This window comes from Amycolatopsis albidoflavus (assembly GCF_039525725.1).
GTDB classification, from domain to species: domain Bacteria; phylum Actinomycetota; class Actinomycetes; order Mycobacteriales; family Pseudonocardiaceae; genus Amycolatopsis; species Amycolatopsis albidoflava.
The window spans coordinates 132,153-157,344 of record NZ_BAAAHV010000006.1 but is presented as its reverse complement, the minus strand read 5'-3'; the positions used below and the strand labels follow the sequence as shown (position 1 = coordinate 157,344).

The 25,192-nt window shown below is 68.2% G+C and carries 24 protein-coding genes; 15 read left to right on the top strand and 9 right to left on the bottom strand.

Annotation, left to right across the window (positions count from 1 at the left end):
• Positions 1–8 precede the first annotated feature (8 nt).
• Entirely contained in the window at positions 9–761 is a 753-nt protein-coding gene (locus ABD156_RS09075) for a class I SAM-dependent methyltransferase (RefSeq protein WP_344269046.1), read from the top strand.
• On the opposite strand, the gene ABD156_RS09070 is transcribed toward ABD156_RS09075, so the two are convergent.
• The 4 genes from ABD156_RS09070 to ABD156_RS09055 form a co-directional block, all read right to left on the bottom strand.
• On the bottom strand, positions 727–1,527 hold the full coding sequence (locus ABD156_RS09070; protein WP_344269045.1) for a TetR/AcrR family transcriptional regulator: 801 nt from the start codon (positions 1,525–1,527) through the stop codon (positions 727–729). The two genes, ABD156_RS09075 and ABD156_RS09070, sit on opposite strands and share 35 nt — an antisense overlap.
• Before the next feature lie 49 nt (positions 1,528–1,576).
• Positions 1,577–1,771 carry a ferredoxin gene (locus tag ABD156_RS09065; RefSeq protein ID WP_344269044.1) on the bottom strand — a complete coding sequence of 65 codons (195 nt, stop codon included), beginning with the start codon at positions 1,769–1,771 and terminating at the stop codon, positions 1,577–1,579.
• A 13-nt stretch (positions 1,772–1,784) separates the two neighbouring features.
• Positions 1,785–2,993 carry a cytochrome P450 gene (locus ABD156_RS09060; RefSeq protein ID WP_344269042.1) on the bottom strand — a complete coding sequence of 403 codons (1,209 nt, stop codon included), beginning with the start codon at positions 2,991–2,993 and terminating at the stop codon, positions 1,785–1,787.
• A gap of 154 nt (positions 2,994–3,147) precedes the next feature.
• Complete coding sequence (locus ABD156_RS09055; protein ID WP_344269039.1) at positions 3,148–3,765, bottom strand: TetR/AcrR family transcriptional regulator; 618 nt, start codon at positions 3,763–3,765, stop codon at positions 3,148–3,150.
• Positions 3,766–3,890: 125 nt separating this feature from the next.
• On the opposite strand from ABD156_RS09055, the gene ABD156_RS09050 reads away from it, so the two are divergent.
• The 3 genes from ABD156_RS09050 to ABD156_RS09040 all read left to right on the top strand — a co-directional run bounded on the left by ABD156_RS09050 (position 3,891) and on the right by ABD156_RS09040 (position 6,072).
• Positions 3,891–4,505 carry a YbaB/EbfC family nucleoid-associated protein gene (locus ABD156_RS09050; RefSeq protein WP_344269036.1) on the top strand — a complete coding sequence of 205 codons (615 nt, stop codon included), beginning with the start codon at positions 3,891–3,893 and terminating at the stop codon, positions 4,503–4,505.
• Between the two features lie 144 nt (positions 4,506–4,649).
• Complete coding sequence (locus ABD156_RS09045) at positions 4,650–5,210, top strand: snapalysin family zinc-dependent metalloprotease (RefSeq protein ID WP_344269033.1); 561 nt, start codon at positions 4,650–4,652, stop codon at positions 5,208–5,210.
• Positions 5,211–5,388: 178 nt separating this feature from the next.
• Complete coding sequence (locus tag ABD156_RS09040; protein ID WP_344269030.1) at positions 5,389–6,072, top strand: alpha/beta fold hydrolase; 684 nt, start codon at positions 5,389–5,391, stop codon at positions 6,070–6,072.
• Between the two features lie 3 nt (positions 6,073–6,075).
• Here ABD156_RS09040 and ABD156_RS09035 read toward each other — a convergent pair whose 3' ends face one another.
• Complete coding sequence (locus tag ABD156_RS09035) at positions 6,076–6,405, bottom strand: ParB N-terminal domain-containing protein (RefSeq protein WP_344269027.1); 330 nt, start codon at positions 6,403–6,405, stop codon at positions 6,076–6,078.
• Between the two features lie 161 nt (positions 6,406–6,566).
• Here ABD156_RS09035 and ABD156_RS09030 point away from each other — a divergent pair, with 161 nt between their 5' ends.
• Positions 6,567–7,163 carry a LysE family transporter gene (locus ABD156_RS09030; RefSeq protein ID WP_344269024.1) on the top strand — a complete coding sequence of 199 codons (597 nt, stop codon included), beginning with the start codon at positions 6,567–6,569 and terminating at the stop codon, positions 7,161–7,163.
• Here the strand turns inward: ABD156_RS09030 and ABD156_RS09025 are convergent.
• On the bottom strand, positions 7,160–8,164 hold the full coding sequence (locus ABD156_RS09025) for a LacI family DNA-binding transcriptional regulator (protein ID WP_344269021.1): 1,005 nt from the start codon (positions 8,162–8,164) through the stop codon (positions 7,160–7,162). The genes ABD156_RS09030 and ABD156_RS09025 overlap by 4 nt on opposite strands.
• Positions 8,165–8,367: 203 nt before the next feature.
• Here ABD156_RS09025 and ABD156_RS09020 point away from each other — a divergent pair, with 203 nt between their 5' ends.
• The 6 genes from ABD156_RS09020 (at position 8,368) to ABD156_RS08995 (ending at position 16,226) form a co-directional block, all read left to right on the top strand.
• A complete protein-coding gene (locus ABD156_RS09020) occupies positions 8,368–9,444 on the top strand; it encodes an ABC transporter substrate-binding protein (RefSeq protein ID WP_344269018.1) in 1,077 nt (358 codons plus the stop codon).
• On the top strand, positions 9,444–11,021 hold the full coding sequence (locus ABD156_RS09015) for a sugar ABC transporter ATP-binding protein (protein ID WP_344269015.1): 1,578 nt from the start codon (positions 9,444–9,446) through the stop codon (positions 11,019–11,021). Before ABD156_RS09020 ends, ABD156_RS09015 begins: the two co-directional genes overlap by 1 nt.
• The gene (locus tag ABD156_RS09010) at positions 10,993–11,952 is read left to right on the top strand and encodes an ABC transporter permease (RefSeq protein WP_344269012.1); all 960 of its coding nucleotides are present in this window, start codon (positions 10,993–10,995) and stop codon (positions 11,950–11,952) included. Before ABD156_RS09015 ends, ABD156_RS09010 begins: the two co-directional genes overlap by 29 nt.
• Entirely contained in the window at positions 11,949–12,932 is a 984-nt protein-coding gene (locus tag ABD156_RS09005) for an ABC transporter permease (protein ID WP_344269009.1), read from the top strand. The genes ABD156_RS09010 and ABD156_RS09005 overlap by 4 nt, the downstream gene beginning before the upstream one ends.
• Before the next feature lie 52 nt (positions 12,933–12,984).
• Positions 12,985–15,474, top strand: coding sequence for a LamG-like jellyroll fold domain-containing protein (locus ABD156_RS09000; RefSeq protein ID WP_344269006.1), 2,490 nt, complete (start codon positions 12,985–12,987; stop codon positions 15,472–15,474).
• 113 nt (positions 15,475–15,587) lie between these two features.
• Complete coding sequence (locus ABD156_RS08995) at positions 15,588–16,226, top strand: hypothetical protein (protein WP_344269003.1); 639 nt, start codon at positions 15,588–15,590, stop codon at positions 16,224–16,226.
• On the opposite strand, the gene ABD156_RS08990 is transcribed toward ABD156_RS08995, so the two are convergent.
• Positions 16,200–16,625: a PGPGW domain-containing protein gene (locus ABD156_RS08990; protein ID WP_344269000.1), complete on the bottom strand. Its 426-nt coding sequence runs from the start codon at positions 16,623–16,625 to the stop codon at positions 16,200–16,202. The genes ABD156_RS08995 and ABD156_RS08990 overlap by 27 nt on opposite strands.
• Before the next feature lie 125 nt (positions 16,626–16,750).
• Here ABD156_RS08990 and ABD156_RS08985 point away from each other — a divergent pair, with 125 nt between their 5' ends.
• Together ABD156_RS08985 and ABD156_RS08980 are read left to right on the top strand one after the other, a co-directional pair.
• Positions 16,751–17,404 (top strand): GNAT family N-acetyltransferase, encoded by a 654-nt coding sequence (locus tag ABD156_RS08985; protein WP_344268998.1) that lies wholly within the window; start codon positions 16,751–16,753, stop codon positions 17,402–17,404.
• A gap of 1 nt (position 17,405) precedes the next feature.
• Positions 17,406–18,026 carry a methyltransferase domain-containing protein gene (locus ABD156_RS08980; protein WP_344268995.1) on the top strand — a complete coding sequence of 207 codons (621 nt, stop codon included), beginning with the start codon at positions 17,406–17,408 and terminating at the stop codon, positions 18,024–18,026.
• Here ABD156_RS08980 and ABD156_RS08975 read toward each other — a convergent pair.
• Both ABD156_RS08975 and ABD156_RS08970 read right to left on the bottom strand, forming a co-directional pair.
• Positions 18,023–18,628: an FMN reductase gene (locus ABD156_RS08975; protein ID WP_344268991.1), complete on the bottom strand. Its 606-nt coding sequence runs from the start codon at positions 18,626–18,628 to the stop codon at positions 18,023–18,025. The genes ABD156_RS08980 and ABD156_RS08975 overlap by 4 nt on opposite strands.
• A 30-nt stretch (positions 18,629–18,658) precedes the next feature.
• Positions 18,659–19,753, bottom strand: coding sequence for an LLM class flavin-dependent oxidoreductase (locus ABD156_RS08970; protein ID WP_344268988.1), 1,095 nt, complete (start codon positions 19,751–19,753; stop codon positions 18,659–18,661).
• A 241-nt stretch (positions 19,754–19,994) separates the two neighbouring features.
• On the opposite strand from ABD156_RS08970, the gene ABD156_RS08965 reads away from it, so the two are divergent.
• Together ABD156_RS08965 and ABD156_RS08960 are read left to right on the top strand one after the other, a co-directional pair.
• The gene (locus ABD156_RS08965; protein ID WP_344268984.1) at positions 19,995–22,046 is read left to right on the top strand and encodes a DNA gyrase/topoisomerase IV subunit B; all 2,052 of its coding nucleotides are present in this window, start codon (positions 19,995–19,997) and stop codon (positions 22,044–22,046) included.
• Positions 22,047–22,078: 32 nt separating this feature from the next.
• Positions 22,079–24,568, top strand: a complete 2,490-nt coding sequence (locus ABD156_RS08960) for a DNA gyrase/topoisomerase IV subunit A (protein ID WP_344268981.1) — start codon at positions 22,079–22,081, stop codon at positions 24,566–24,568.
• Positions 24,569–25,192: the final 624 nt, after the last annotated feature.

The window sequence follows — 25,192 nt, the reverse complement described above, 5'->3', positions numbered from 1 at the left end:
ATCACCGGATGCGCACCTTCGACGAACTGGTGGACGAGGCCTCGTCGGTATCCGTGGACGGCTGGGATTTCTCGTGGCTCGATGGACGGGCCAGCGAACAGCGGCCGTCCTGGGGGTATCAGCGGCTGATCGGCGAGCGGATGCGGGACGTCCAGTCCGTTGTGGACATCCAGACCGGCGGCGGTGAAGTCCTGGCAGGCGTTCCGGTGCTGCCACCGCTGACGGTCGCCACCGAATCGTGGCCGCCCAATCTCGAGAAGGCCGCCGCGCTGCTCGAACCTCGCGGTGCGACCGTCGTCGCGGACACCGACGAGCCGCCGCTTCCGTTTCAGGACAACACGTTCGAGCTGGTGGTCAGCAGGCATCCGGTGACGGTCTGGTGGGACGAGATCGCCCGCGTCCTCAAACCTGGCGGCAGCTATCTGTCGCAGCACGTGGGGCCGTGGAGTGTGTTCGAGCTGGTCGAGTACTTTCTCGGGCCGCAGACGCCGGAGGTTCGCAACAGCAGGCATCCAGACCGTGCGAAGGCCGAAGCGGAGAAGGCCGGGCTTGAGGTCGTGGACCTGCGCTTCGAGGAGCTGCGCACCGAGTTCCACGACATCGGTGCGGTGATTTACTTCCTGCGCAAGGTGATCTGGATGGTTCCGGGGTTTACGGTGGCCGAATACCTGCCCCGGCTGCGCGAGCTGCACGAGGAGTTGCAGAAGGGGCCGTTCGTGGCGACGACTACGCGGTATCTGATCGAGGCGCGCAAGCGATAGCCGCCTCGATGCCGTCCGCCAGCACCGCCACACCGGCTTCAAAGCTCAGCCGCGCTTCATGCTCCAAATAGGACACTCCGGCGGGCGGTGGCGGCGCGCTCTCCTCGCCTAGCCGCGCGACATGCGGGTACCGCTCAGCCAGATCGGGAGCCAGCTCGCCGAGCGCGGACGTCCGCGCTCGCCACCAGTCCTCATCGGACAGTCCGGTTTCCTTCAACGCCAGCCGGGATTCGGCGGCGATCTGCACAGCGCCGCGCACGACGTTGAGCAGCGCGGCCACCAGCCGCCGCACCTGACCGGCTGGCAGGCCGGTCGCGAACAGCACCCGCAGCACCGTTTCCTGCATCCGGAACTCCCCCGGACCCAGCACTGGGCGCGCGTAGGAGACCTGCAGCAGCCACGGGTGGCGCAGATGGAAGTCCCACAGGTCGCCGGCCAAAGACACCAGCGCGGGACGCCAGCCGCCGGACAGGTCGTGGTCGTCGCGCAGATCGCCGAACACCTGGTCGCACATCAGGTCGATCAGCTCGGTCTTGCTCGGCACGTACGTGTACAGCGCCATCGCCGTGCGCCCGAGCCGTTCCCCGACCGCGCGCATCGACAACGCCGACATGCCCTCAGCGTCTGCGAGTTCGATCGCCGCGCCCACGATGAGGTCGACGCTCAGCGCCGGTTTCGGCCCCGGCGCGCTGCGCGATTCGACGCCCGCGCGCCACAACAGCTCCATCGAACGGCGGGCGTCGCCCTGCCCCGCGAACACGACCACCGGCGACCCCTTTCTCCTTACAGGATAAAGGACCGCCGGGGCCGCCGGCTCAGCCGTCCACCTCGATCGCGAGCGCTGGGCAGAGCTGAGCCGCCTCCTTCGCCTGCGCGTGCAGTTCCGCGGGCGGATTTTCCTGCAGCAGCACCACGATCCCGTCCTCGTCGCGCTGATCGAACACCTCGGGCGCGACGAGCACGCACTGCCCGGCCCCGACGCAGCGGGACTGGTCGACGACCACCTTCATCTCGCGACTCCTTTCACCAGGTCACGGGGAGTTCGTGCACCCCGTAGACGACCATGTCGTGCTTGAACTTCAGCTCGTCCGCCGGCGTCGCCAGCCGGAGCGTCGGGATCCGCCGGTAGAGCGTCCGGTACACCACCTGCAGCTCGACCCGCGCGAGCGGCTGGCCGAGGCACTGGTGCACGCCGTAGCCGAACGCGACGTGGTGGCGCGCCTTGCGGGTGACGTCGAGCTTGTCCGGCTCGGGGAACTGCGTCTCGTCGCGGTTGGCGACGTCCGTGGCCGCGACCAGGCCCTCACCCTCGCGGATGGTCTGCCCGCCGATCTCCAGGTCTTCGAGCGCGACGCGGCGGCGTCCGGAGTGGACGATCGTCAAGTAGCGCAGCAGTTCCTCGACCGCGTTGGCGAGCAAGGCGTCGTCGCCGTCGCGGACCGCGGCGAGCTGGTCCGGGTTCTCCAGCAACGCGACCGTGCCGAGCGCGATCATGTTCGCCGTGGTCTCGTGGCCGGCCACGAGCAGCAGCTGCCCCATCGCGGCCGCTTCCTCGACGGTCATCGCTCCGGTGGCGACCGGTCCGGTCGCGAGCCTGCTGAACACGTCGTCAGCCGGATCGTCGATCTTCTTCTCGACCAGCCGCCCGAGATAGCCTTGCAGTTCCCCCGCCGCCGCGAGCGACTCTTCGGCGGTCGCCTCCCGGGAGACCAGGACCTTGCTGCAGCGATGGAAGAAGTCGCGATCGTCGTACGGCACGCCGAGCAGTTCGCAGATCACCAAGGACGGCACCGGCAGCGCGAACGCCTGCACGAGGTCGGCGGGTTTCGGACCGGCCAGCATCTCGTCGAGCAGTTCGTCGGCGATCTGCTGGATCCGCGGCCGCATCGCCTGGATCTTCTTCACCATGAAATCGCCGGTGAGCAGCCGGCGCTGGGCGGCGTGCTCCGGCTCGTCCATGCCGATGAACGACTTGAACCGGCTGCGCCGCGCCTTGATCCCCGGCGTCTGCGGCGGATAGCCGGCCCGGTCCGGATCGGCGCTCACCCGAGGGTCGGCGAGCAGCGCGCGAACGTCCTCGTAGCGGGTGAACAACCACGGTTCGCTGCCGTCCCAGATCCGCACGCGCGACACCGGCTCGTCGCGCAGCCTGCGGTCGAGCTCGGGCGGCGGATCGAACGGGCAGCGCCCGCGGGCCATCGGGAATTGCTCTACGGGCCGGGCCTCCGGCATCACAGCCTCCTGGAGGAGAAGTCACCAAACGAGTGTTCGGATACTTACTGAACACATGTTAGGCGTTGTGGTGAACGATTGCCCAGCAGTGCGGCTCAAGATCACTGGGATGGCCGTGGACGAGCGTGGCAAACGGGGAGAAAACGCCCGTGGCTCAAGCGAAAATGAGCGCCAGCAGCTCGTCGGCGAAGCTCACCACTTCGTCTCCGCCCGGCTGCCTTCCGGTCGAATGGAACAGCGCGACGCGGCCGTGCGCGCCGACGAACGCGATCACTCCGGCCCGTTCGGCGGGCACGCGGAGCTCGGCGCCGGACTCGGCACAGCGGGCGAACGCGGCGGTGATCCGGTCGACGAGATCGACCGCCGGACCGTGCGGCCGGACCTCCGGGGACGGCCGGCTGGCCCCGTTGGCCGTCATCAGCCGGTAGTGGCCGGGGTTGGCCATCGCGAACCGGCAGTACGTGTGCAGCAGCGCGCGCACCCGGCCCACCGCGTCGCGGGCGGGAACTCGGGACTCGGCCGCGTCCATCGCGACGCGCAGCCGCCCGAACTCGTACTCGGCGAGCCCGGTGACGAGCGCGGCCCGGTCGCTGAAGTGCTGGTAGATGCTGGCCGGGGCGATGCCGACGGCGCGGGCGACCCCGCGGATGGTGAGCGCGTCCTCGCCGTCGAGTTCCGACAGGAGCCTGCTGGCCGCGGCGAGGATTTCCCCGCGCAGCCGTTCGCCCTCGCCCCAGCGGTTGCGCGTGCGGGCCTGGACTTCTTCGGACACTTGCCCATTGTTACCGCTCGCGTTGCCTCATCCGGCTCCGGCCCGCCGCGGATGTCGATCGTTTCGTCGCCCGGCAGCCATCCGAGGTTCACCAACTGGGCGGGGGCGGCCGATAGCGTTCGCCGGTGGACGATCAGGGGTGGCTGGACGACTTCCAGCGGCGGATTGACGAGATGCAGGCCAAAAGCGCTGCCCTGCAGGAGACGCTGAGCACCGCGGAGGGCCGCGCCAAATCGGGCGACGGGCTCGTGTCGGTTTCGGTCGCCCCGAACGGCACGCTCAAGAACCTCGAGATCGACGACCGCGCCCTCCGGCACGGTGGCGCCCGGCTCACCGCCTCGATCATGGACGCTTACGGCAAGGCGCAGCGCCAGGTGTCGCGCGACGTCATCGACGCGTTCGAGCCGATCGCCGGCGACAGCGAGATGATGAACGTGGTCAAGTCGTACCTGCCGGAGCCGGAGGAAGAGCGGGAGCCGGAACCCCCGGCCGAGCCGCCGCGGTCCGAACCGCCCGCGCGGTACCCGGGACCTCCGCCGGGCAGCACCACTCCGCCGGGCAGCGCCGCTTTCGGCCGCCCGATGCCGCCGCCGGCCGGCGCGACCCACAGCCGTCCGCCGATGCCGCCTCCCGGCACCACCCCGCCGCCCCCGGCCGCGCCCGAACCGCCCCGGCCGACGTCCGGCCCGCACCGCCGACGCGCCGCCGGCGAGGACGACGACGAGATGCAGCCCTGGTAACGGCTTGTCAACCCGTCGTTAGTGGTGGGAAATCACCAGTTACCGGACCGTACGAATGGGGGGTCACATTCCGGGAGCTTCTGCCTACTTTGGGTTGAGCGCGCGCAAACCCGGCAAACTCCCCAATCCCCCAGGAGCTTTCTTATGTCCAGGAAGTTCGTGCTGTCCGGCGCGGTCGCACTCGCCGTCGCCGCCACGCCGCTCGTCGGCGCCGTAGCAGTCGCTGCTCCGGCTCCTTCCGTCGCCGCGGCGACCACGGTCTACTACTCGACGGCAGGCGCGCCGTCGTTCCGGGCCGCGATCAACGCGGGCGCGGCGAACTGGAACCGCGCGGTGACCAACGTGAAGCTGGTCGAGCGCTCGTCCGGGGCCTCGCTGCGGTACGTCGAGGGCAACGACCCGCGCGGGTCGTACGCGCAGACCGACGGACACGGCTACGGCACCATCTTCATCGACTACACCCAGGCCCGCCAGTACGACAACACGCGGATCACCGCGCACGAGACCGGCCACGCGCTCGGTCTGCCGGACCACTACTCGGGCCCGTGCTCGGAGCTGATGTCGGGCGGCGGCCCCGGCCCGTCCTGCCACAACGCCAACCCGAACTCGCAGGAAGCGTCCCGGGTGCAGCGGTTGTGGGTCAACGGAATCCGCGCGGCGGCCGGACCGCAGCAGCGGATCTACGAGCAGGTGCCGGTCGGCTGATCGGCTGAGCGAGCGGCGGCCGGGCGCGTCCCGGCCGCCGCTTCGCTGTCAAGGCTTCCTTGTCAGATAGCGCCGTTCGGGCCCGGGTTGAGGTCGGAATCCTCCTCTTTCCGCCGCGACAGCGAAACCCCGGACGCCGCCGGTGGTTGGCTTGCCTTCAGACGAAAGGGAGGCATTCATGGCGGAAATCGTTCTGGTTCACGGCGCTTGGAGCGACGGGTCGGCGTGGCTGGAGGTGATTCCGGCGCTGCATCGGCAAGGACACCGGGTCCGCGCGGCACACCTGCCGATGACCTCGCTCGCGGACGACATCGCCGAGGTCCGCCGGGAGATCACGACCTTCGGCGGCCCGGTCGTGCTGGCTGGTCATTCCTACGGCGGCGCGGTGATTTCCGGTGCGGCAAAGGACAATCCGCAGGTCAACGCCCTGGCTTACTTCGCGGCGTATGTCCCGGACGAGGGCGAGAACGTGCCTTCGCTGAACAGCAAGTTCCCGGACTCTCCCGGCAACGACGCGATGGTGTTCCGCGAGGACGGGTGGTCGTCGATCGACCCGGATCGCTTCCATTACGGCTTCGCCGCCGACGTGGCTCCCGAACGAGCCGCCGCGCTGGCCTCGGTGCAACGACGCGCTCGCGCCGAATGCTTCGCGGTACCCGCGGGTCCTGGTGCCTGGCACGATCTGCCGACGGCCTACGCAGTGTCCACAGAGGACCGGATTCTCCACCCGGACCTGCAGCGCTGGTTAGCTGAGCGGGCTGGGGCTGATTGTGTCGAGCTGGCGGCTAGCCACTACTCGCTGCTGTCCCAGCCGGAGGCGGTGGCGACGGTGATCGACAAGATCGCTACCCGCGGCGAGTAGCGGCTACTTCCCCGCAGCGGCTTTAAGGACCTCGAAATCCGCCGCCTGCATCGGTCGCGCGTGTCCGGGGCGCGGAGTTCGCGGCTCCCAGACCACGGTGACCGGCACCGTCGCCAGCCCGAGCCGCAGCGCTACTGCGATCCGATGGTTGCCGTCCAGCGTGCCGAACTCCTCGCAAAACCCGAGCCGCAACGGCGTGCGGATTCCGTGCCGCGCGATGTCCTCGGCGAGGGCGTCGAGGTGTCGCGGGGTGTCCACCAGCGCGGAGCCCACCGTTTCCCGATCCACCGCCCGGTACCGGACCACGAGCGGAACAGGCAGTTCAACCGGCATCCGCCCATCCTGGCACGGCGGAAATTCAGTTGCCCAGTCCCGATCGGACAGCCGAGTATTCCCGCCATGACCACCGAACCCGCGCGCCGTTCCCCGTCCCGCTGTCTTGCCTCCCGCGGCAAGCAGCAGACGGCTCAAGAAGGGACCAGCCAGGCCGTCCGATGAGCGCCGCGCTGGTCGCGGGGCTTGTTGCCGGGTACGGGATCGCCATGCCGGTCGGTGCGATCGGCGTGTATCTGGTCGAGCTCACCGCGCGCACGTCGTGGCGGGTCGGGGCGGCCGCGGCGATGGGCGTGGCCACCGCGGACGGCGTCTACGCCGTTCTCGCCACCACCAGCGGTGCCGCGCTGGCCCCGCTGCTCGCCCCGATCACCACGCCCCTGCGCTTGACCTCCGCGGTCGCCCTGTTCCTGCTCGCCACGTGGACCGCTGTCCGGGCTATCCGGCGTTATCGATCCGCCGAAACTCCTTTGCTGGCAACGGAACCACACCCGCTAAAGGCATACGCGACTCTGCTCGGCCTGACCCTGCTCAACCCGTCCACCATCATCTACTTCACCGCACTCGTCCTCGGCGAACGACCGGCGAACGGCACCGTGTTCGCCGCCGCCGCGTTCGCCGCTTCGGCCAGCTGGCAACTGCTGCTCGCCATCGGCGGCGCGTTGCTCGGACGCGGTCTGACCGGTCCGCGCGGACGGCTCGGCACCGCTTTGCTGTCCAGCGCGGTGATCCTCGTGCTGGCGGTGCGACTGCTCTAGGAAACGACCGTGCTTTCCCTTACCTCCAGGGAAAACGGCGGCTGCACCGAACGCGGCGCGGCGCTCTCGGTTCCGGCGAGGCGGCTGTGGATCAGATCGATCGCGGCCTCGGCGATGGCCGCCTTGTCCGGCGAGATCGTGGTGAGCGCTGGCAGGCTGAACGCGCTCTCCTCGGTGTTGTCGAAGCCGACGATCGCGATGTCGTCGGGCACCCGAAGACCGTGCTCGGCCGCCGAGCGTAACGCGCCGACGGCCAGCAGGTCGTTGAAGCAGAACACCGCGTCCGGCGGTTCTTCCTTTGCCAGCAAGCGTTTCATCGCCGCCGCACCCTCAGCCCGGTGATACTTCGCCACCGGCTCCACCAAGGAATCCGCCGACGGCAAACCAGCATCCGCCAGCGCGGCCCGATAACCGGCGAGCCGCAGCGACGACGTCCCGCGCTGGGGATTCGCGCCGATAGCGGCGATCCGGCGACGGCCGAGCGAAACCAGGTGCGACACCGCGACGTGCGCGGCCCGCACATTGTCGATCGCCACCCGGTCCAGCGCGACGTCCACCGCATGCTCGCCGAGCAGCACCAGCGGGATTTTCCCTTCCGCAGCAGGGAAATCGCCTGCTTCGAGCGCTTCGGGATGCACCAGGGCACCGTCTACTAAATGCGGACCCAGTGAGTCCACAGTGGCCCGTTCCCGGTCACGAGTCCCTTGCGTCTGCTCGATCAGCACGCTCCACCCGCGGCGCTGCGCGGCGGTGATCACCAGTCCGGCCATCTCGCCGAAGTACGGAATGCTCAACTCCGGCACCATCAACGCCAGGAACCCGGTCCGCCCGCGCCGCAGGTTGCGCGCGCCGACGTTCGGCCGGTACCCGGTCGCGGCCAGCGCTTCTTCGACGCGTCGCCGGTTCTCCGGCTTCACGAACGCGTAGCCGTTCACCACGTTCGACACGGTTTTCACCGAAACGCCCGCCAGCGTAGCGACGTCCTTCAGGGTCACGGCCACGCTGACTCCTCATCTCGTCCGCCCAGAGCCCATCACGAGCCCGCGAGGCTTCCGGCACCAGCCCCGACGACCACGTAGTGTAGCGACGTTTTGCCTGTTTACAACGTTGTTCCAACGATGTAAAAATAGCCGGAGCTCAGCGGGGTGACGGGCGTCACGCCGCCGAGCGGGTTGCCCCAGTCGTCGGCTGCGAGGAGTCCGCCGTGTCCCCGTCCGTCCCTGCCCGCTTCGCTCTGGTCGCCGGCGCCGCCACGGCACTCGTGCTCGCCGGCTGCACCAGCCGCGAGGAAACCCCGGCCGCGCAAAGCAACGGCTCCGGCCCGGCCGCCTCGGCCGCGTCCGCCGCGCCGAGCGCCGACGGCTGCACCATCGACAAGACCGGATACCCGAAGCTCGACCCGAAGACGGCGATCGTCGGCTTCTCCCAGTCGGAGAAAGAGGCGAACCCGTTCCGGATCGCCGAGACGCAATCCATCCGCAGCGAGGCGGGCAAGCTCGGCATCCCGGCCGACCACCTGCTCACCACGAACGCGCAGAGTGACCTCAACAAGCAGATCTCGGACATCAAATCGCTGCTGGACCGGGGCGCGCAGCTGCTCATCGTGGCCCCGCTGAACTCCGACGGCCTGCAGCCCGCCCTCGACGCGGCGAAGGCGAAGAAGGTCCCGGTGGTCACCATCGACCGGCAGGTGACGTCGAAGGCGTGCACCGATTACCTGACCTTCATCGGGTCCAACTTCATCGAACAGGGCCACCGCGCGGCCGCCTCGCTGGCGAAGGCGACCGGCGGCAACGGCAAGGTCGCGATCCTGCTCGGATCCTCGGGCAACAACGTGACCACCGACCGCACCAAGGGGTTCAAGGACGAGCTCGCGAAGACGCCCGGCCTGACCGTGGTCGCCGAGCAGACCGGCGAGTTCGACCGGTCCAAGGGACAGTCGGTGATGGAACAGCTGATCCAGAGCCATCCGGACCTCACCGCCGTGTACGCGGAAAACGACGAGATGGGCATCGGCGCGGTCAACGCGCTCAAGACCGCGGGCAAGAACCCCGGCAAGGACGTCAAGGTCGTGTCCGTCGACGGCACGCGCAACGCGGTGCAGCTGATCGTGGACGGCAGCTACAACGCGGTCATCGAGTCGAACCCGCGGTTCGGGCAACTGGCGTTCCAGACGCTGCAGCAGTTCGAGGACGGCAAGCCGATCCCGCCGAGCATCGTCATCACCGACGACTCCTACGACGAATCGAACGCGGCCCAGAAGGTCGGGAACGCGTACTGATGACGAGCACGGCCGACACCGAGGTGGCGACCATGACCGCACCAGTGCTCGAGGTGACCGGGGTGACCAAGCGGTTCCCCGGCACCGTGGCCCTCGACGACGTCTCCTTCAGCCTGCGCCGCGGCGAAGTCCACGCGCTGGTCGGGGAAAACGGCGCGGGCAAGTCCACTTTGATCAAAGTCCTCACCGGCGTGTACCGGCCGGACGAGGGCGAGGTCCGCCACCTCGGCGAGCCCGTCGATTTCCGCAAGCCGATCGACGCGCAGCGCGCCGGGATCTCCACCATCTACCAGGAGGTCAACCTCGTCCCGCTGATGAGCGTGGCGAGCAACGTCTTCCTCGGCCGGGAACCGCGCACCCGCACCGGATTGGTGGACTGGTCGGCGATGAACGAGCAGGCGCGCGAGTTGCTCAGCGGGTACGGGATCGACACCGACGTGCGGCGTCCGTTGCACACGCTCGCGGTCGGTGCGCAGCAGATGGTCGCGCTGGCCCGTGCAGTGTCCACAAAGGCCGGTGTAGTCGTGATGGACGAGCCGACCTCGTCGCTCGAACCGCGCGAAGTGGACACCCTGTTCGACGTGTTAGCTCGGTTGCACGCCGACGACATCTCGGTGCTCTACGTGAGCCATCGGATGGACGAGCTGTATCGGGTGTGCGACAGCGTCACGGTGTTGCGCGACGGCCGCGTGGTCCACAGTGGACCGCTGAAGCCGTTGCCGCGCATCGAACTGGTGTCGATGATGCTCGGCCGGGAGATCCGGCAGATCCGCGCTGAAGGCGTCACCGCGTTCGGCGAGGAGCATCATGCGGAGAAGGAACCGCTACTGCAGGCCTCTCATTTATCCGGCGGGAACAAGCTGCACGACGTTTCGGTGAGTGTTCGGCCGGGCGAGGTTGTCGGCCTGGCTGGGCTTCTCGGGTCTGGCCGGAGCGAAACTGCGCGAGCCGTCGTAGGGGCGTTCCCGCTCGACGGCGGCACCGTACTGCTAGCCGGAAAGCCGTTGAAGCGCGGGAAGATCTCCGCCGCGATGCGAGCCGGGATCGCTTTGCTGGCCGAGGATCGCAAGGCGGACGGGATCATTCCGAACCTGTCCGTGCGCGAGAACATCGTGCTCGCCGCGCTGCCGCGACTGTCCACTTTCGGCTTCGTCAGCCGGTCCAAACAGGACCGGGTGGTGAAGAAGTTCATGGAACGATTGCGGATCAAGGCGTCCAGCCCGGAGCAGAAGGTGTCCGAGCTGTCCGGCGGCAACCAGCAGAAGGTGTTGCTGGCGCGCTGGCTCGCTACCGGGCCGAAAGTGCTGCTGCTGGACGAACCAACGCGCGGCATCGACGTCGGAGCCAAGGCCGAGGTGCAGGCGCTCATCGACGAACTGGCCCAGGACGGGCTCGGCGTCCTGCTGATTTCGTCCGAACTGGAAGAGATTCTCGACGGCGCGGACCGGGTGGTCGTGCTGCGCGACGGCAGCGTCGCCACCGAACTGGCCGGCGACGCGGTCACCGAGGACAACGTGCTGGCGGCCATCGCCGCAGGGGGTGACAACGATGTCGACGGCGACACTGACGAGACCTGACCGCGCCCGCGTCACGAGCTGGCTGCAGAACTACGGTGTGTACCTGGCCGTGGTCGTGCTGCTGCTGTTCAACATCGCGTTCACGCAGAACTTCCTCTCCGCGGCCAACTTCCGCACGCAACTGGTGCAGGCCGCACCCGTGTGCATCGTCGCGCTCGGCATGGCGCTGGTGATCGGCACCGAGGGCATCGACCTGTCGGTCGGTTCGGTGATGTCGGTCGCCGCCGCGCTCGTCCCGCTGTATCTCGGTGCGGGCCCGCTGATGGTGATCGTGGTGGCGCTGATCGCCGGGGTCGCTTCCGGGCTGTTCAGCGGATTTCTGGTGGCACAGCTCGGTATTCAGCCGATCATCGCCACGCTGGCCTTACTGGTCGGCGGTCGCGGGCTGGCGCTCGTGATCGCGCACGGACAGCTGGTGCAGCTGCACAACCCGGACTTCCTCGCGCTCGGCACCGGCGATGTCCTCGGCGTGCCAATCATGGTCCTGGTGGCCGCGGTTCTCTCCGTGCTGGCCGGGTTGCTGGTGCGGCGCACCACGTTTGGCCGGCACCTGGTCGCAGTCGGCGGCAACCGTCCTGCTGCGACACTCGCCGGGCTGCCGGTGAAACGCGTCCTGATCGGCGTGTACGCGATGTCCGGTGCGCTGGCGGCGATCGCTGGCGTGCTGTCCACCGCACGGCTCGCCGCGAGTGACCCCAACGATCTCGGCCTGCTGATGGAACTTTCCGCGATCACCGCGGTGGTGGTCGGCGGCACTCCGCTCACCGGCGGCCGGGTGCGCGTGCTCGGCACGGTGTTCGGCGCGCTGCTCATGCAATTGGTGCACGCCACGCTGATCAAGCACAATCTGCCCGATTCCGCCGCGCAAATGGTGCAGGCCGCCATCATCGTCGCCGCGGTGTACGTCGCCCGGGAACGGAGCACGCGATGATCGCGACCACCGCCGCCCCGCCATCAGAACGGGGTGCCGCGTTCGCCGCGGTCCTGCAACGCCAAGGCGCGGCCGTAGTACTCGTGCTGGGCGTGGCCGCTGCGTGGTTTGCCTTCCCGCGCTTCGGGTCTGCGGACAACCTGCGCGATCTCGCGTTGCAAAGTTCCTTCCTGGCAGTGATCGCGCTGGGCATGACTTTTGTGATCATCTCCGGCGGGATCGACCTGTCCGTCGGCTCGGTGTACGCGCTCGGCGGCGTGCTGGCCGCGTACGGCTCCCGATACGGCCTGGTCGTCGCGATCCTGCTGCCATTGGTCGTTTGTGGACTGATCGGGTTCATCAACGGTCTTCTCATCGCCCGTACCAAAATGGCGCCGTTCATCGTCACGCTCGCGTCGTTGTTGTTCGCTCGCGGGCTCTTGCTGGCCTTGACCAACGAGGGCGCGACAACGTACAAAGTAGAGCCGGGATCGGCCTTGCTCTGGCTGGGGCAAGGCAAGATCTTCGGCGTCGGCGTACCGGTGTACCTCGCTTTGGTCCTTTTCGGACTCGGCGGGCTGCTGCTGCGCCGCACCCGGTTCGGCCAGTCGGTCTTCGCGCTCGGCGGCTCGGAACAGTCCGCGTTGCTGATGGGTCTTCCGGTGGCCCGCACCAAAATCACCCTCTACGCGCTCAGCGGCACGCTCGCCGGATTCGCCGGCGTGCTCACCGCGGCGTATCTGCAATCGGGCGTCACCGTGCTCGGCGTCGGCACGGAACTGGACGCGATTTCCGTCGTGGTCATCGGCGGAACGCTGCTCACCGGCGGCGCGGGAACCGTCGTCGGCACGCTCGTCGGCGTGCTGCTGAAGACGCTGATCCAGAACGTCATCAACCAGGTCGGCACTCTCGATTCCAACTACCAGACGGTGGTCAGCGGCGCGTTCCTGCTGGTCGTCGTCGTGATCCAGCGGCTCCTGGCCCGTTCCCGCCGATCCTGAACCCCGTGCAGTTCCATCCGCGCTGATCCACCTGTTAGTAGGAGGTTCGACGATGGTCCGTCCTGCCCGCAGACCCGGCCGTTTGGCCACGGTGGCCGCCGCGCTCGCCGTGGCCGTGTCCGGGTTGTCGAGTGTCCCCGCCGCCGCGGCAGATCCGCCGCAATGGCAACGCCTCACCCCTCCCCTGACCACCCCGTGGACGAATCAGGTTTCGCCGAGCAACGCCCTTCCCGAATACCCGCGCCCGCAACTGACCCGCGACAATTGGCAAAACCTCAACGGCGTCTGGGAATTCTCCGCCGCCAAACCGGGCGACTCGCCACCGATCAACCGCGGTCTCGACGAACGCATTCTCGTGCCTTACCCGGTCGAATCGGCGTTGTCGGGAATCATGCGGCACGAAACGTCGATGTGGTACCGGCGGACGTTCCAGGTGCCGAAGAACTGGCACGTCGGCGGCCGGGACCAGCGGCTGATCCTGCACTTCCAGGCGGTCGACTACGACACCACGGTGTGGGTCAACGGCCATCAGGTCGCCCGCCACACCGGCGGTTACGACGCGTTTTCCGCGGATGTCACCAATGCGCTGACCACCGGGAAAGACCAGGAAGTCGTGGTCGGCGTCACGGATCCGAATGACGCGGGCGGGCAACCGCTCGGCAAGCAGCGCAAACCCGGCGACGGAATCTTCTACACCCCGTCGTCCGGAATCTGGCAAACCGTCTGGATGGAACCGGTGACCCCGGCCTACATCTCCAAAGTGGACACCACGCCGGACGTCGCCAGCGGTTCGGTCACCGTCAACGCCGTCGTGGGCGGACCGGTGAAGCAACGCGTGGAAGCGGTCGCCTACGACCACGGCCGCGTCGTCGGCCGCGTGTCCGGACCGGCGAACACTCCGTTGAAGCTCAAGGTGAACCGGCCGCATCTGTGGACCCCGGACGACCCGTTCCTGTACGACCTGCGCGTCTCACTGTCCTCTGGGGACAGTGTCGGCTCGTACTTCGGCCTGCGGTCGGTTTCCGTCGGCAAGACCGCGGACGGCAAGCAGCGGATGCTGCTCAACGGCAAGTTCGTGATGCAACTCGGCCCGCTGGACCAAGGTTTCTGGCCGGACGGCATCTACACCGCGCCGACCGACGCGGCGTTGAAGTTCGACCTGGAGCAGGAAAAGGCGCTCGGGTTCAACATGGTGCGCAAGCACATCAAGGTCGAACCTGACCGCTGGTACTACTACGCGGACAAACTCGGGCTCATGGTGTGGCAGGACATGCCCGCGATGAAGGACGACATCGAGGCGACGCCCGCGTCCCAGGCGAACTTCGAATCCGAACTGCACCGGATGATCGACCAGCACCGCAGTTTCCCGTCGATCGTCACCTGGGTGCCGTTCAACGAGGGCTGGGGCGACTACGCCGTCGGCCGGATCGCCGACCAGGTCAAGGCCTGGGACCCGACGCGGCTCGTGGACGCCGAGTCGGGCGTGAACTGCTGCCGGTCCGAACCGGACAGCGGGCGCGGCGATCTCTACGACGATCACACCTACACCGGCCCCGGAACCCCGGTGCCGGACGCAACCCGAGCCGCGGTCGACGGCGAGTACGGCGGCCTGGGTCTGAAGGTCGACGGACACCAGTTCGACCCGGCCGGCAGTTTCGCCTACGAGATGGAACCGGACAGCGCCACGCTCACCCGGCGCTACGGCGAACTCCAGCAACGCCTGCTGCTCGCCGGACGGCAATGCGGGGTGTCGGCAGGCGTGTACACGCAAACCACCGACGTCGAGAAGGAGGTCAACGGCTTCTTCACCTACGACCGCCAGGTGAAGAAGATGGACTTCGCCGCCGTCCGCGCCGCGAACCTTTCGGTGATCAAGGGCGTTGACGGTTCGCCGCAACAGGGTCCGGTGATCCCGCCAGGCACTCCCGGCATCGACGGGATCGCCGCGTACCCGTTCGACGAGAACAGCGGGACCACCGCGGCGGACACCGTGGGCCACCACGACGCGACCCTCGTCGGCGGCGCTTCCTGGACCGCCGGACACAGCGGTTCGGCCCTCGCGGTGAACGGCTCCGGCCAGTACGCCGACACCGGTGCCGCGCTCGCGAAGACCGACCTGAGCTACAGCGTCGCGGCTTGGGTGAAGTTCAACGCGGTCGGCGACGGTTTCCAGACCGTGGTGAGCCAGGACGGCAACGACCACAGCGCGTTCTTCCTGCAGTACTCCGGCGCGGACCACAAGCTGGCGTTCAGCTTCGTGGGCACGCGGGCGCTCGCGCCGATGACGCCGGAGGCCGGACGCTGGTACCACCTGGTCGGTGTCCGCGACGCCGCTAGCGGGCAGCTCGCGCTGTACGTGGACGGTCAGCTCGCTGCGTCGAAGAGCGTCTGTCTCGGCGAGGCGTCCACCGGGCACACGGTGATCGGGCGCGGGAAGTACGGCGGGAACCCGGTGGACTTCCTGAACGGGGCAGTTGACCAGGTGCACGTGTACGACCGGGCGCTGTCCGCGGCGGAGGTGGCCAAGCTTTACGCCTCTTGACGCCTGCTGAACTGAGCGCCTGGACCTGTGAGTCGCGCAGGTCCAGGCGCTTTTATTTCCCCGGCCCCGATACCATTCCCCGGCCCCGACACCGAGCCCCGAGGAGCCCAGCCGTGCCATCCGCCCCGCCGGACGAACTGGCTCCCACCGGCACCCGCCGCCGCCTCGCACGAGCAGCGACGGAGGTGCTCGCTCCCTGGGTGTGGGTGCTCGGCCTGCCGCTCGTGGTCGCCTGGCAGGTCACCGGCCATCAACTCGGCGAAGCCGTGCTGTGGGGCCTGATCGTGGGCATCACCGGTTCGCTGATCCCGATGGCGGTCATCGTGCGCGGCGCGAAACGCGGGAAGTGGGACAGCCACCACGTCACCAACCGCGCCGGGCGGCTCGTGCCGTTCGCCGCGTGCATCGGCTCCCTCGCGCTGGGATTCGTGGTGCTGCTCGTCGGCTCCGCGCCGCACGAGATGATCGCGCTGGCCGCCGCTGAGCTGGCCTGCCTGGTCGTCGCGCTGGCGGTGACTTTCGGGCTGAAGTTCAAGATCTCGATGCACGCCATGGTTGCCGCTGGGTCGACCGTGATGCTGATGAAGGTCTACCACCCCTGGCTCGCCTTGCTTTTCCTCGCGGTGGCGTGGGTTTGCTGGTCGCGCGTCGAGCTGAAAGACCACACCGTCGCGCAAGTGACCATTGGCGCGGTGGCTGGCGTCGTGATCGGCGGAGGCGGCTATCTAGGGCTTGCCGCCTTGCTCGCCTGAGACTCGCTTCGCCCGCACCCGCCGGTAACTCCAGATCAGCAGCGCGAACAGAATCAAGCTGGACAGAATCAGGCTCGTCCCGGTGCTCCACCCGCTCAGCGGAAGGGAGCGCACCGTCCCCCACACGATGCCCGCGGCCAGCAACGCGAGCCCGGCCAGCACGGAACCGGCGATCCGCCACGGCGAAGACACGCTTTCCTCGGCGGCTTGCATCGCCCGGGTCCGCACCGGGTCGACAAATCGCTGCAGCGCTGGGAACTCCGAAGCCAGCACCAGCAATCCGGCGAGCACGAGCAGCAATCCCGGTCCCGGCAGCACGAGCAGCACGACCCCGACGATCACCAGCGCCCCGCCGACGACCGACAGGAGCACCCGGCGCACTGGCTTGCCCAATCCCATCGGGTCAGTGTGCCGTCCGGCTCGCAGTGCTGCCAGGCGAAACCTTGCCGGACTGTCCATACTGGACCCCCGTCCTCGCGACGGAGCGCGCGTTTTTGTCGGTGCTGAATGCTTAGCTGCTCAGCGTGGTCGAATCGCTGCCTGACCTCATCCTCCGCTGGCAGGCGGGATGGGGCGCATCCCGAGGCTTCCGTCCTGCCGAACAAGCCCGAGGCGGGCTGCACGTCCTGGTCGGACAACCGGGTCGGCACCGCGAGATCGTCGCGCTGTCCGCCGAACCCGAGGTCCTGCGCGGTCTCGCCGACGAGGCGGCCACTGCTTCGCGCCCGACCTGGCTGACCGTGCCGACCAACCGGCCCGAGTCGGTCGAGGCGATCGTGCGCGAGGCCGGTCTGAAGCTGCGAGACGAACGCGAAGCGCTCATGACCATTCCGTTGCGCCGACATCCACGGCGTCCGGCTCCGCCGCCCTACACCTGCGAGACCGTCATGAACGGAACGGTGTGCGAAACCGTGCTGAGGCATCCCTCGGGCGTCGCGGCGCGCGGAACCATGGCCGTGGTCGGCACGGACGCAATCGCGGACCGGATCGCCACCGAGCCCGAGCATCGCCGCCGCGGTCTCGGCAGCGTCGTGATGAGCGCGCTCGCGGAAAGCTCCGTGGCGCACGGCGCGACCACCGGGATTCTCATCGCCACCGCGGAGGGTCAACAGCTGTATTCAGCGCTGGGCTGGACCACGCGCGCCACCGTCCTCATCGCCCAGACCCCGGCAGGCTGACATGGAATGGCTCACCGACACCCGGACTTCGTACGACACCGTCGCGGAGGACTACGCCGCCTTCGTCCGTGACGCGCTCGGCAGACAGCCGTATCTGCTTGCCGCACTGGGGTTATTCGCCGAACAGGTCAGCGAAGGCCCCGTCGCCGACGTCGGCTGCGGCCCCGGCCAAGTGACGGCCTATCTGAACGGCCTGGGCGTCACCGCGTACGGCATCGACCTGTCCCCCGGCATGATCGAGGTCGCCCGGCGCGACCACCCCGCGCTGCGATTCGAAGTCGGCTCGATGACCGACCCGCTGCCCGCCGCTTCGCTGGCCGGGATCGTGGCGTGGCAGTCGGTCATCCACCTGCTGGACGACCTGGTCCCGGACGTCTTCGCGAACTTCCGCCAAGCCCTGCGGCCCGGCGGACTGCTCCAGCTGCTGTTCCACGTCGGCGACGAAACCCGGCTCAAAACCGAAGGCTACGGCGGCCACCCGATGAAGCTCCAGGTGCACCGCCGCCCACGGGAACGCATGACGAACTGGCTGCGCGACGCCGGGTTCACCGTCGAGGCCGAACTGCTCCTCGATCCGGAAACCCTGGCGCCGCAAGCGATCTTGACTGCCAGGAGCCGTTAATGACCCGCCAGCAGCTGCTCGAACGACACCGACGCGTACTCGTCATCCGGCTTCGCCTCAGGCGCTGCCGCGACCAGCTGCGCCAGCTCGCGACCAGCCCGCTCCACGCGTTGCTGCAGTGCACCGGTCGCCTCGACGCTGCCCCAGTCCGACGACGCCGCGTACACGCCCGTCGCCACCACGGCCGCGCGAAGGTAAGCGAAGAGCGGCCGCAGCGCGAAGTCGAGCGCGAGCGAATGCCGTTCCGTACCGCCCGTCGCGGCGAGCAGCACCGGCTTGCCGTCGAGCGCTTCCTTGTCCAGCACGTCGAAGAACGATTTGAACAGCCCGCTGTAGGAAGCGGTGAACACCGGCGTCACGGCGATCAGGCCGTCCGCGCGCGTCACGGTGTCGATCACTTCCCGCAGCTGCGGACTGGGAAACCCGGTGAGCATGTTGTTGGTGACGTCCACCGCGATGTCGCGGAGTTCGAACACTTTCACCGTCACGTCGTCGTCGACCAAGGCGGCGCGGGTGGCCTCGGCCAGCCGGTCGGCCAGCAGCCGCGTCGACGACGGCTGGCTCAGCCCCGCGGTGACCACGGCGATAGTGCGTGCAGTCATGACCTCTCCACTAAGTCAGGCGAACCCAGGTCAAGCGGTGACGGACTGGGCTTCGCGAGCCGCCTTGAGCGATTCGTGCGTGGGTGCGTCCGGCACGTGCGCCGGGCGCTTGGCTTCCAGTTCCTTGCGCAGCACCGGCACGACCTCTTCGCCGAGCAGGTCGAGCTGCTCCAGCACGGTCTTCAGCGGCAGGCCGGCGTGGTCCATCAGGAACAGCTGGCGCTGGTAGTCGCCGAAGTGCTCGCGGAAGGTCAGCGTCTTGTCGATGACCTCCTGCGGGCTGCCGACGGTCAGCGGCGTCTGCTCGGTGAAGTCCTCCAGCGACGGGCCGTGCCCGTACACCGGCGCGTTGTCGAAGTAGGGCCGGAACTCGTTCCACGCGTCCTGCGACTTGGGCCGGATGAAGGCCTGCCCGCCGAGCCCGACGATGGCCTGGTCGGCCTTGCCGTGCCCGTAGTGCTCGAAGCGCTGCCGGTAGAACGCGATCAGCTGCTGGAAGTGCGAGGTCGGCCAGAAGATGTGGTTCGCGAAGAACCCGTCGCCGTAGTAGGCGGCCTGTTCGGCGATCTCCGGGCTGCGGATCGAACCGTGCCAGACGAACGGCGGCACGCCGTCGAGCGGGCGCGGGGTCGAGGTGAAGCCCTGCAGCGGGGTGCGGAACTTGCCCTGCCAGTCGACGACCTCCTCGCGCCAGAGCTGGTGCAGCAGCGCGTAGTTCTCGACGGCCAGCGGGATGCCCTCGCGGATGTCCTTGCCGAACCACGGGTAGACCGGGCCGGTGTTGCCGCGGCCCATCATCAGGTCGAGCCGCCCGTCGGCCAGGTGCTGCAGCATGGCGTAGTCCTCGGCCAGCCGCACCGGGTCGTTGGTGGTGATGAGGGTGGTCGACGTCGAGAGGACGATCTTCTTTGTCTGCGCCGCGATGTTCGAGAGCAGCACCGTGGGGTTCGCCGGCGCGGCGAACGGCGGGTTGTGGTGCTCTCCGACGGCGAAGACGTCGAGACCGACCTCTTCGGCCTTGAGCGCGATCTTGACCATCGCCTTGATGCGCTCGTGCTCCGAGGGCGTGACGCCCGTGGTGGGGTCGGTCGTGACGTCGCCCACCGAGAAGATTCCGAACTGCATGACCGCTCCCTAGCCGGTTGCTTCTTACCTTGCTTGTCGGCACAACTACTCGCGTGGAAGATGTATTCCAACAGGACTATACCGGTGACCTGGGACACGCTGCCGGACCCCATCGGGGGCGCAGCGGCCAGATCCTGTCGGGGGGTGCGGATATCCTGCAGTACGGTGACGGCCCGGGGCCCCTGCTCCGGCCGCCTGTTTGCCCACCGAACAGCTCGCCTCGATCCGGGAGAACGACCTCGTGACCGCTGAGACTCTGTACGGGGCCGATGACCTGACCCACCTCGAGGGACTCGAGGCGGTTCGCAAGCGCCCCGGGATGTACATCGGCTCCACCGACAGCCGAGGCATCAACCACCTCTTCTCCGAGGTCGTCGACAACTCCACCGACGAGGGCGTGGCGGGCCACGCCTCGCGCATCGTCGTCACGCTGCACGGCGACGGCAGCGTCCAGGTGGACGACGACGGCCGCGGCATTCCCACCGGCGTGCACGCCAAATCCGGCCTTTCCGGCGTCGAACTGGTGCTGACCCGGCTGCACGCCGGCGGCAAGTTCGGCGGCTCCGGGTACAAGACGTCGGGCGGCCTGCACGGCGTCGGAGCCTCGGCGGTGAACGCGCTGTCGCACCGCTTCGACGTCACGGTGAAGCAGGACGGCAAGGTCCACCAGATGTCGTTCGCGCACGGCGTGCCCGGCGTGTTCGACGGCCCCGGCGCGAAGGCGAAGTTCACCCGCCGCTCCGGGCTCAACCTCGTCGGCAAGATGAAGCGCGGCGAGCGCAGCGGAACGTCGATCCGCTACTGGTACGACGCGCGGTACTTCGAGACCGGCGCGGTGCTGGACGTGGAAGGCGTGCGCGCGAAGCTGCGCAACACCGCGTTCCTCGTGCCAGGCGTCACGTACGTGCTGCGCACCACGTTCGAGGACACCATCAACGAGGAGACCTTCCACTTCCCGAACGGGTTGTCGGACATGGTCGACTTCCTCGCCCCGGACAGCGAAAAGCCCGTCTGCGGCACGCTGATGATCACCGGCGAGGGCACGTACAAGGAGAACGCGGCGGACGCCAACGGCGTCATGCAGTCCAATGTGGAGCGACACGCCGAGGTCGAGGTCGCGCTGCGCTGGGGCACCGGCTACGAGCGCACCGTGGAGTGCTTCACCAACACGATCCGCAACGTGCACGGCGGCACCCACCGACGCGGGTTCGACCGCGCGGTCACCCGCGCGCTGCAGGACGTGATCGGCAAGACGCGCGGGCTGCTCAAGGCGAAAGAAGACCCGCCGACCACCGAGGACGTGCTGGAAGGCATGACCGCGGTGATCCACGTCCGGCTGCCGGAGCCGCAGTTCACCTCGCAGACCAAGGACGAACTGTCCACCGCGGGCATCACGCGCGTCATCCAGGGCATCGTCGACAAGCAGCTGCGCGCCTGGACCGAGGACCGGAAGACCAAGTCCGAGGCCAAGATCGTGCTGCAGAAGGTGGTCGACGCGGCGCGCGTGCGGCTCACCCAGAAACAGCAGAAGGACGCCGCCCGGCGCAAGACCGCGCTCGAGGGCGCGGCGATGCCGCCGAAGCTGGTCGACTGCCGCACCACCGGCGTCTCGCGCAGCGAGCTGTTTCTGGTGGAGGGCGACAGCGCGCTCGGCTCGGCGCGAATGGCGCGGGTGTCGGAGTACCAGGCGCTGCTGCCGTTGCGAGGCAAGATCCTCAACGTGCAGAAGGCGTCGCTCGGCGACACGCTGAAGAACGCCGAGATCGCGTCGATCGTGCAGGTGCTCGGCGCGGGCACCGGCCGCACGTTCGACCTGTCGACGATGCGCTACGGCCGCGTGATCCTGATGGCGGACGCGGATGTCGACGGTTCGCACATCCGCACGCTGCTGATCACGCTGTTCGCGAAGTACATGCGCCCGGCGATCGAGGACGGCAGGCTGTACGCGGCCATGCCGCCGCTGCACAAGATCACCACGAAGGGCCGCGGTTCGGAGACCATCTTCACCTTCACCCAGCGCGAGATGGAGCAGAAGGTCGCCGAACTCGAAGCGGCGGGCAAGACGGTCGTCACGCCGGTGCCGCGGTTCAAGGGCCTCGGCGAGATGGACGCCGACGAGCTGTGGGAAACCACGATGAACCCGGCGACGCGCTCGGTCCGGCGGATCACGCTGGAGGACGTCGAGGCCGCGGAGCTGGCGCTGGAACTGCTGATGGGCGAGAAGGTCGAGCCGCGGCGCAACTGGCTGGTCGAATCGTCCGACCGCGTCGACCGCGACGCCATCGACGTCTGAGTTTTCCGTTCGTTCCCAAGGAGTTGTGAGCCATGGCTCGCCGTAGCAAGACCCCGGTGACCCGGGTCGACCCGAGCGCGTTCGACTCGCCGGGCGCGCAGGTCTTCGACAACCCGCTGAAGACGGAGATCGAAGACTCGTACCTGGAGTACGCGTACTCGGTGATCCACTCGCGCGCCCTCCCGGACGCGCGGGACGGACTGAAGCCGGTGCACCGCCGGATCCTGTTCTCGATGAACGAGAACGGCTACCGCCCGACGCACGCGTACGTGAAGTCGTCGCGCGTGGTCGGCGACGTCATGGGCAAGTACCACCCGCACGGCGACGTGGCGATCTACGACGCGATGGTCCGGCTCGCGCAGGACTTCTCGATGAACGCCCCGCTCATCGACGGGCACGGAAACTTCGGTTCCCCGGACGACGGACCGGCCGCGAGCCGATACACCGAAGCCCGGATGTCCCCCGAAGCGATGCTGCTCGTCGGCGAACTCGGCGAGGACACCGTCGACTTCCGCCCGAACTACGACGGTTCGCTCGAAGAGCCTTCGGTGCTCCCCGCCGCGTACCCGAACCTGCTGGTCAACGGCACGTCCGGGATCGCGGTCGGCATGGCGACCAACATGATCCCGCACAACCTCGGCGAGGTGATCGGCGCCGCGCGGTGGCTGATCAACCATCCGAACGCCACGCTCGACAAGCTGATGGAATACGTCCCCGGCCCCGACCTGCCCACCGGCGGCAGCCTGCTGGGCCTGGACGAGGTCCGCAAGGCCTACGAAACCGGCCGCGGCGTGGTGCGGATGCGCGCGAACGTCGAGACCGGCCCGCTGGAAGGCAGCCGCGGACGGCAGGCCATCACGGTCACCGAGCTGCCGTACGGCGTCGGCCCGGAGAAGGTGATCGAGAAGATCACCGACGAGGTCAACAAGTCCAAGCGGCTCACCGGCATCGCGGACGTCAAGGACCTCACCGACCGCGAGAACGGCACGCGGCTCGTCATCGAGTGCAAGGTGGGCGTCAACCCGCAGGCACTGCTGGCGGATTTGTATCGCCTAACGCCACTGGAGCAGTCGTTCGGCATCAACAATCTGGTGCTCGTCGACGGACAGCCGCAGACGCTCGGCCTGAAGGCGCTGCTGGAGGTCTTCCTGCGGCACCGCTACGAGGTCGTCACGCGGCGCACGCGCTACCGCCGCCGCAAGCGCGAAGAACGCCTGCACCTGGTCGACGGTCTCTTGGTCGCGCTGCTGAACATCGACAAGGTCATCCGGCTGATCCGCGAAAGCGAAAACGCGGCCGCCGCGAAGGACGGCCTGATGACGAAGTTCAAGCTGTCCGAGATCCAGGCGACCTACATCCTCGACACTCCGCTGCGCCGCCTGACGAAGTACGACCGGCTGGAACTGGAAAACGAGCAGGACAAGCTTCGCGCGGAGATCGCCGAGCTGACCACGATCCTCGAGGACGAGTCGGTCCTGAAGAAGCTCGTCTCGACGGAACTGGCGAAGATCGCCAAGGACTTCCCCACCGAACGCCGCACCCGCCTCATCGACGGCGACCTGAAGGAAGTCCTGGCCGCCTCGAAGCCGTCCGGCCCGCTGGAAGTCGCCGACGACCCGTGCCAGGTGATCCTCTCGGCCACCGGCCTGGTCGCCCGCACGGCGGCGGAATCCGAAGAGGCGTCAGAAGTCCGCCGCCGCAACGGCCGAGTCAAACACGATGCTGTATCGGCCGTCGTGCACACCACCGCGCGCGGCCAGGTGCTGCTGGTGACCAGCCGAGGCCGCGCCTTCAAGACTGATGTCCTGCCGCTGCCGGTGCTCCCAGAACAAGCAGGCACAGTGTCGCTGCGCGGCGGGATGGCTGCAAAAGAGTTGGTACCGCTCGAAAAGGGCGAACGCGTAGTAGGCATCGCCCCTCTCGGCGAGCAAGCAGGAGACTCGCCAGGCCTGGCCATCGGCACCCGCGCCGGCGTCGTAAAAGTCTGCGCCCCAGACTGGCCGGTCCGATCGGACGAATTCGAGATCATCAGCCTCAAGGCGGGCGATGAAGTCGTAGGCGCGACCTGGCTGACGGACGGAAACGAAACCCTGGCCTTCGTCTCGTCGGACTCGTCCCTGCTGCGTTTCGCCGCAAGCCTGATCCGCCCGCAAGGCACCAAGAGCGGCGGCATGGCGGGAGTGAAACTGTCCGCGAACAACACCGCGGTCTTCTTCGGCGCCATCCGCACCGACGACGAAGAACACGGCGAACCGATGGTCGTCACCGCGACGGGCCAGAGCGTGAAGGTCACGCCCTTCAGCGAATACCCAGCCAAGGGCCGAGCCACCGGCGGCGTGCGAACCCACCGGTTCCTCAAGGGAGAAACCCAAGTACAAGTCGCCTGGATCGGCCCGCGTCCCGCAGGCGCGAGCCGCACCGGAGACCCCGTGGAACTCCCCGAAATCGACCTCCGCCGCGACGGCTCAGGCCACGCCCACCCCGGCCCGGAAGTAGTAGGCCACCTCATCGAACGCGGCTAGCAACTCGACGCGCAGGTGCGATCCAGCACGGCACCAGTCGAACCCGCCCGCCGCCGTCCGTGGGGACCCCCTGAGGGACTCTGATTCCCTCAGGGGTCCCCTCACGACCCGCCGATGTCCGTGAGGGGCCCCCTCACGGCCCGCCGAGCTCCATGAGGGCCCCCTCACGGCCCGCCGATGTCCATGAGTGCCCCCTCACGGCCCGCCGATGTCCATGAGTGCCCCCTCACGGACTTCTCAAGGTGCCCTTCACGGACCGCCCCACCACCACCGTGACGCAACCAATGTGGCGTTCGGTGCGTCGCACGCACCCAACGCCACATTGGGATCTTCTCAGCAACGCGACCGAGTTCGTAGCATCGATACTGGCCAGGGAGACGCGGAGCACCGCCCGACGAGACAAGCTGCGTCACTCGCCAGGCAGAAGGTCCGTCAGCCTGGCACCACGCACCAGGCCCGTCTCCTGAGGCAAGACCCCCACGCGCGACTAAGAAACCTCATCGGGGCGCAAGCCCCAAACCGCACCGATACACCCAACCATCGAGGCACCCACCCCACCCCCGCACCCCGATACGAAGCCAAAAACGCGGCGCGGGGGTGCTTGTCAAGGCATCTTTCCCGCCT

Excerpts from the sequence above, each read along its gene's own strand:
- ABD156_RS09075 (WP_344269046.1), top strand. The coding sequence starts at position 9 with ATGCGCACCTTCGACGAACTGGTGGACGAGGCCTCGTCGGTATCCGTG.
- ABD156_RS09040 (WP_344269030.1), top strand. The coding sequence starts at position 5,389 with ATGGCGGAAATCGTTCTGGTTCACGGCGCTTGGAGCGACGGGTCGGCG.
- ABD156_RS09010 (WP_344269012.1), top strand. The coding sequence starts at position 10,993 with ATGTCGACGGCGACACTGACGAGACCTGACCGCGCCCGCGTCACGAGC.
- ABD156_RS09060 (WP_344269042.1), bottom strand. The coding sequence starts at position 2,993 with ATGCCGGAGGCCCGGCCCGTAGAGCAATTCCCGATGGCCCGCGGGCGC.
- ABD156_RS09005 (WP_344269009.1), top strand. The coding sequence starts at position 11,949 with ATGATCGCGACCACCGCCGCCCCGCCATCAGAACGGGGTGCCGCGTTC.
- ABD156_RS09065 (WP_344269044.1), bottom strand. The coding sequence starts at position 1,771 with ATGAAGGTGGTCGTCGACCAGTCCCGCTGCGTCGGGGCCGGGCAGTGC.
- ABD156_RS09030 (WP_344269024.1), top strand. The coding sequence starts at position 6,567 with ATGAGCGCCGCGCTGGTCGCGGGGCTTGTTGCCGGGTACGGGATCGCC.
- ABD156_RS09015 (WP_344269015.1), top strand. The coding sequence starts at position 9,444 with ATGACGAGCACGGCCGACACCGAGGTGGCGACCATGACCGCACCAGTG.
- ABD156_RS08990 (WP_344269000.1), bottom strand. The coding sequence starts at position 16,625 with ATGGGATTGGGCAAGCCAGTGCGCCGGGTGCTCCTGTCGGTCGTCGGC.
- ABD156_RS08980 (WP_344268995.1), top strand. The coding sequence starts at position 17,406 with ATGGAATGGCTCACCGACACCCGGACTTCGTACGACACCGTCGCGGAG.
- ABD156_RS08975 (WP_344268991.1), bottom strand. The coding sequence starts at position 18,628 with ATGACTGCACGCACTATCGCCGTGGTCACCGCGGGGCTGAGCCAGCCG.
- ABD156_RS09045 (WP_344269033.1), top strand. The coding sequence starts at position 4,650 with ATGTCCAGGAAGTTCGTGCTGTCCGGCGCGGTCGCACTCGCCGTCGCC.
- ABD156_RS08970 (WP_344268988.1), bottom strand. The coding sequence starts at position 19,753 with ATGCAGTTCGGAATCTTCTCGGTGGGCGACGTCACGACCGACCCCACC.
- ABD156_RS09035 (WP_344269027.1), bottom strand. The coding sequence starts at position 6,405 with ATGCCGGTTGAACTGCCTGTTCCGCTCGTGGTCCGGTACCGGGCGGTG.
- ABD156_RS09000 (WP_344269006.1), top strand. The coding sequence starts at position 12,985 with ATGGTCCGTCCTGCCCGCAGACCCGGCCGTTTGGCCACGGTGGCCGCC.
- ABD156_RS08960 (WP_344268981.1), top strand. The coding sequence starts at position 22,079 with ATGGCTCGCCGTAGCAAGACCCCGGTGACCCGGGTCGACCCGAGCGCG.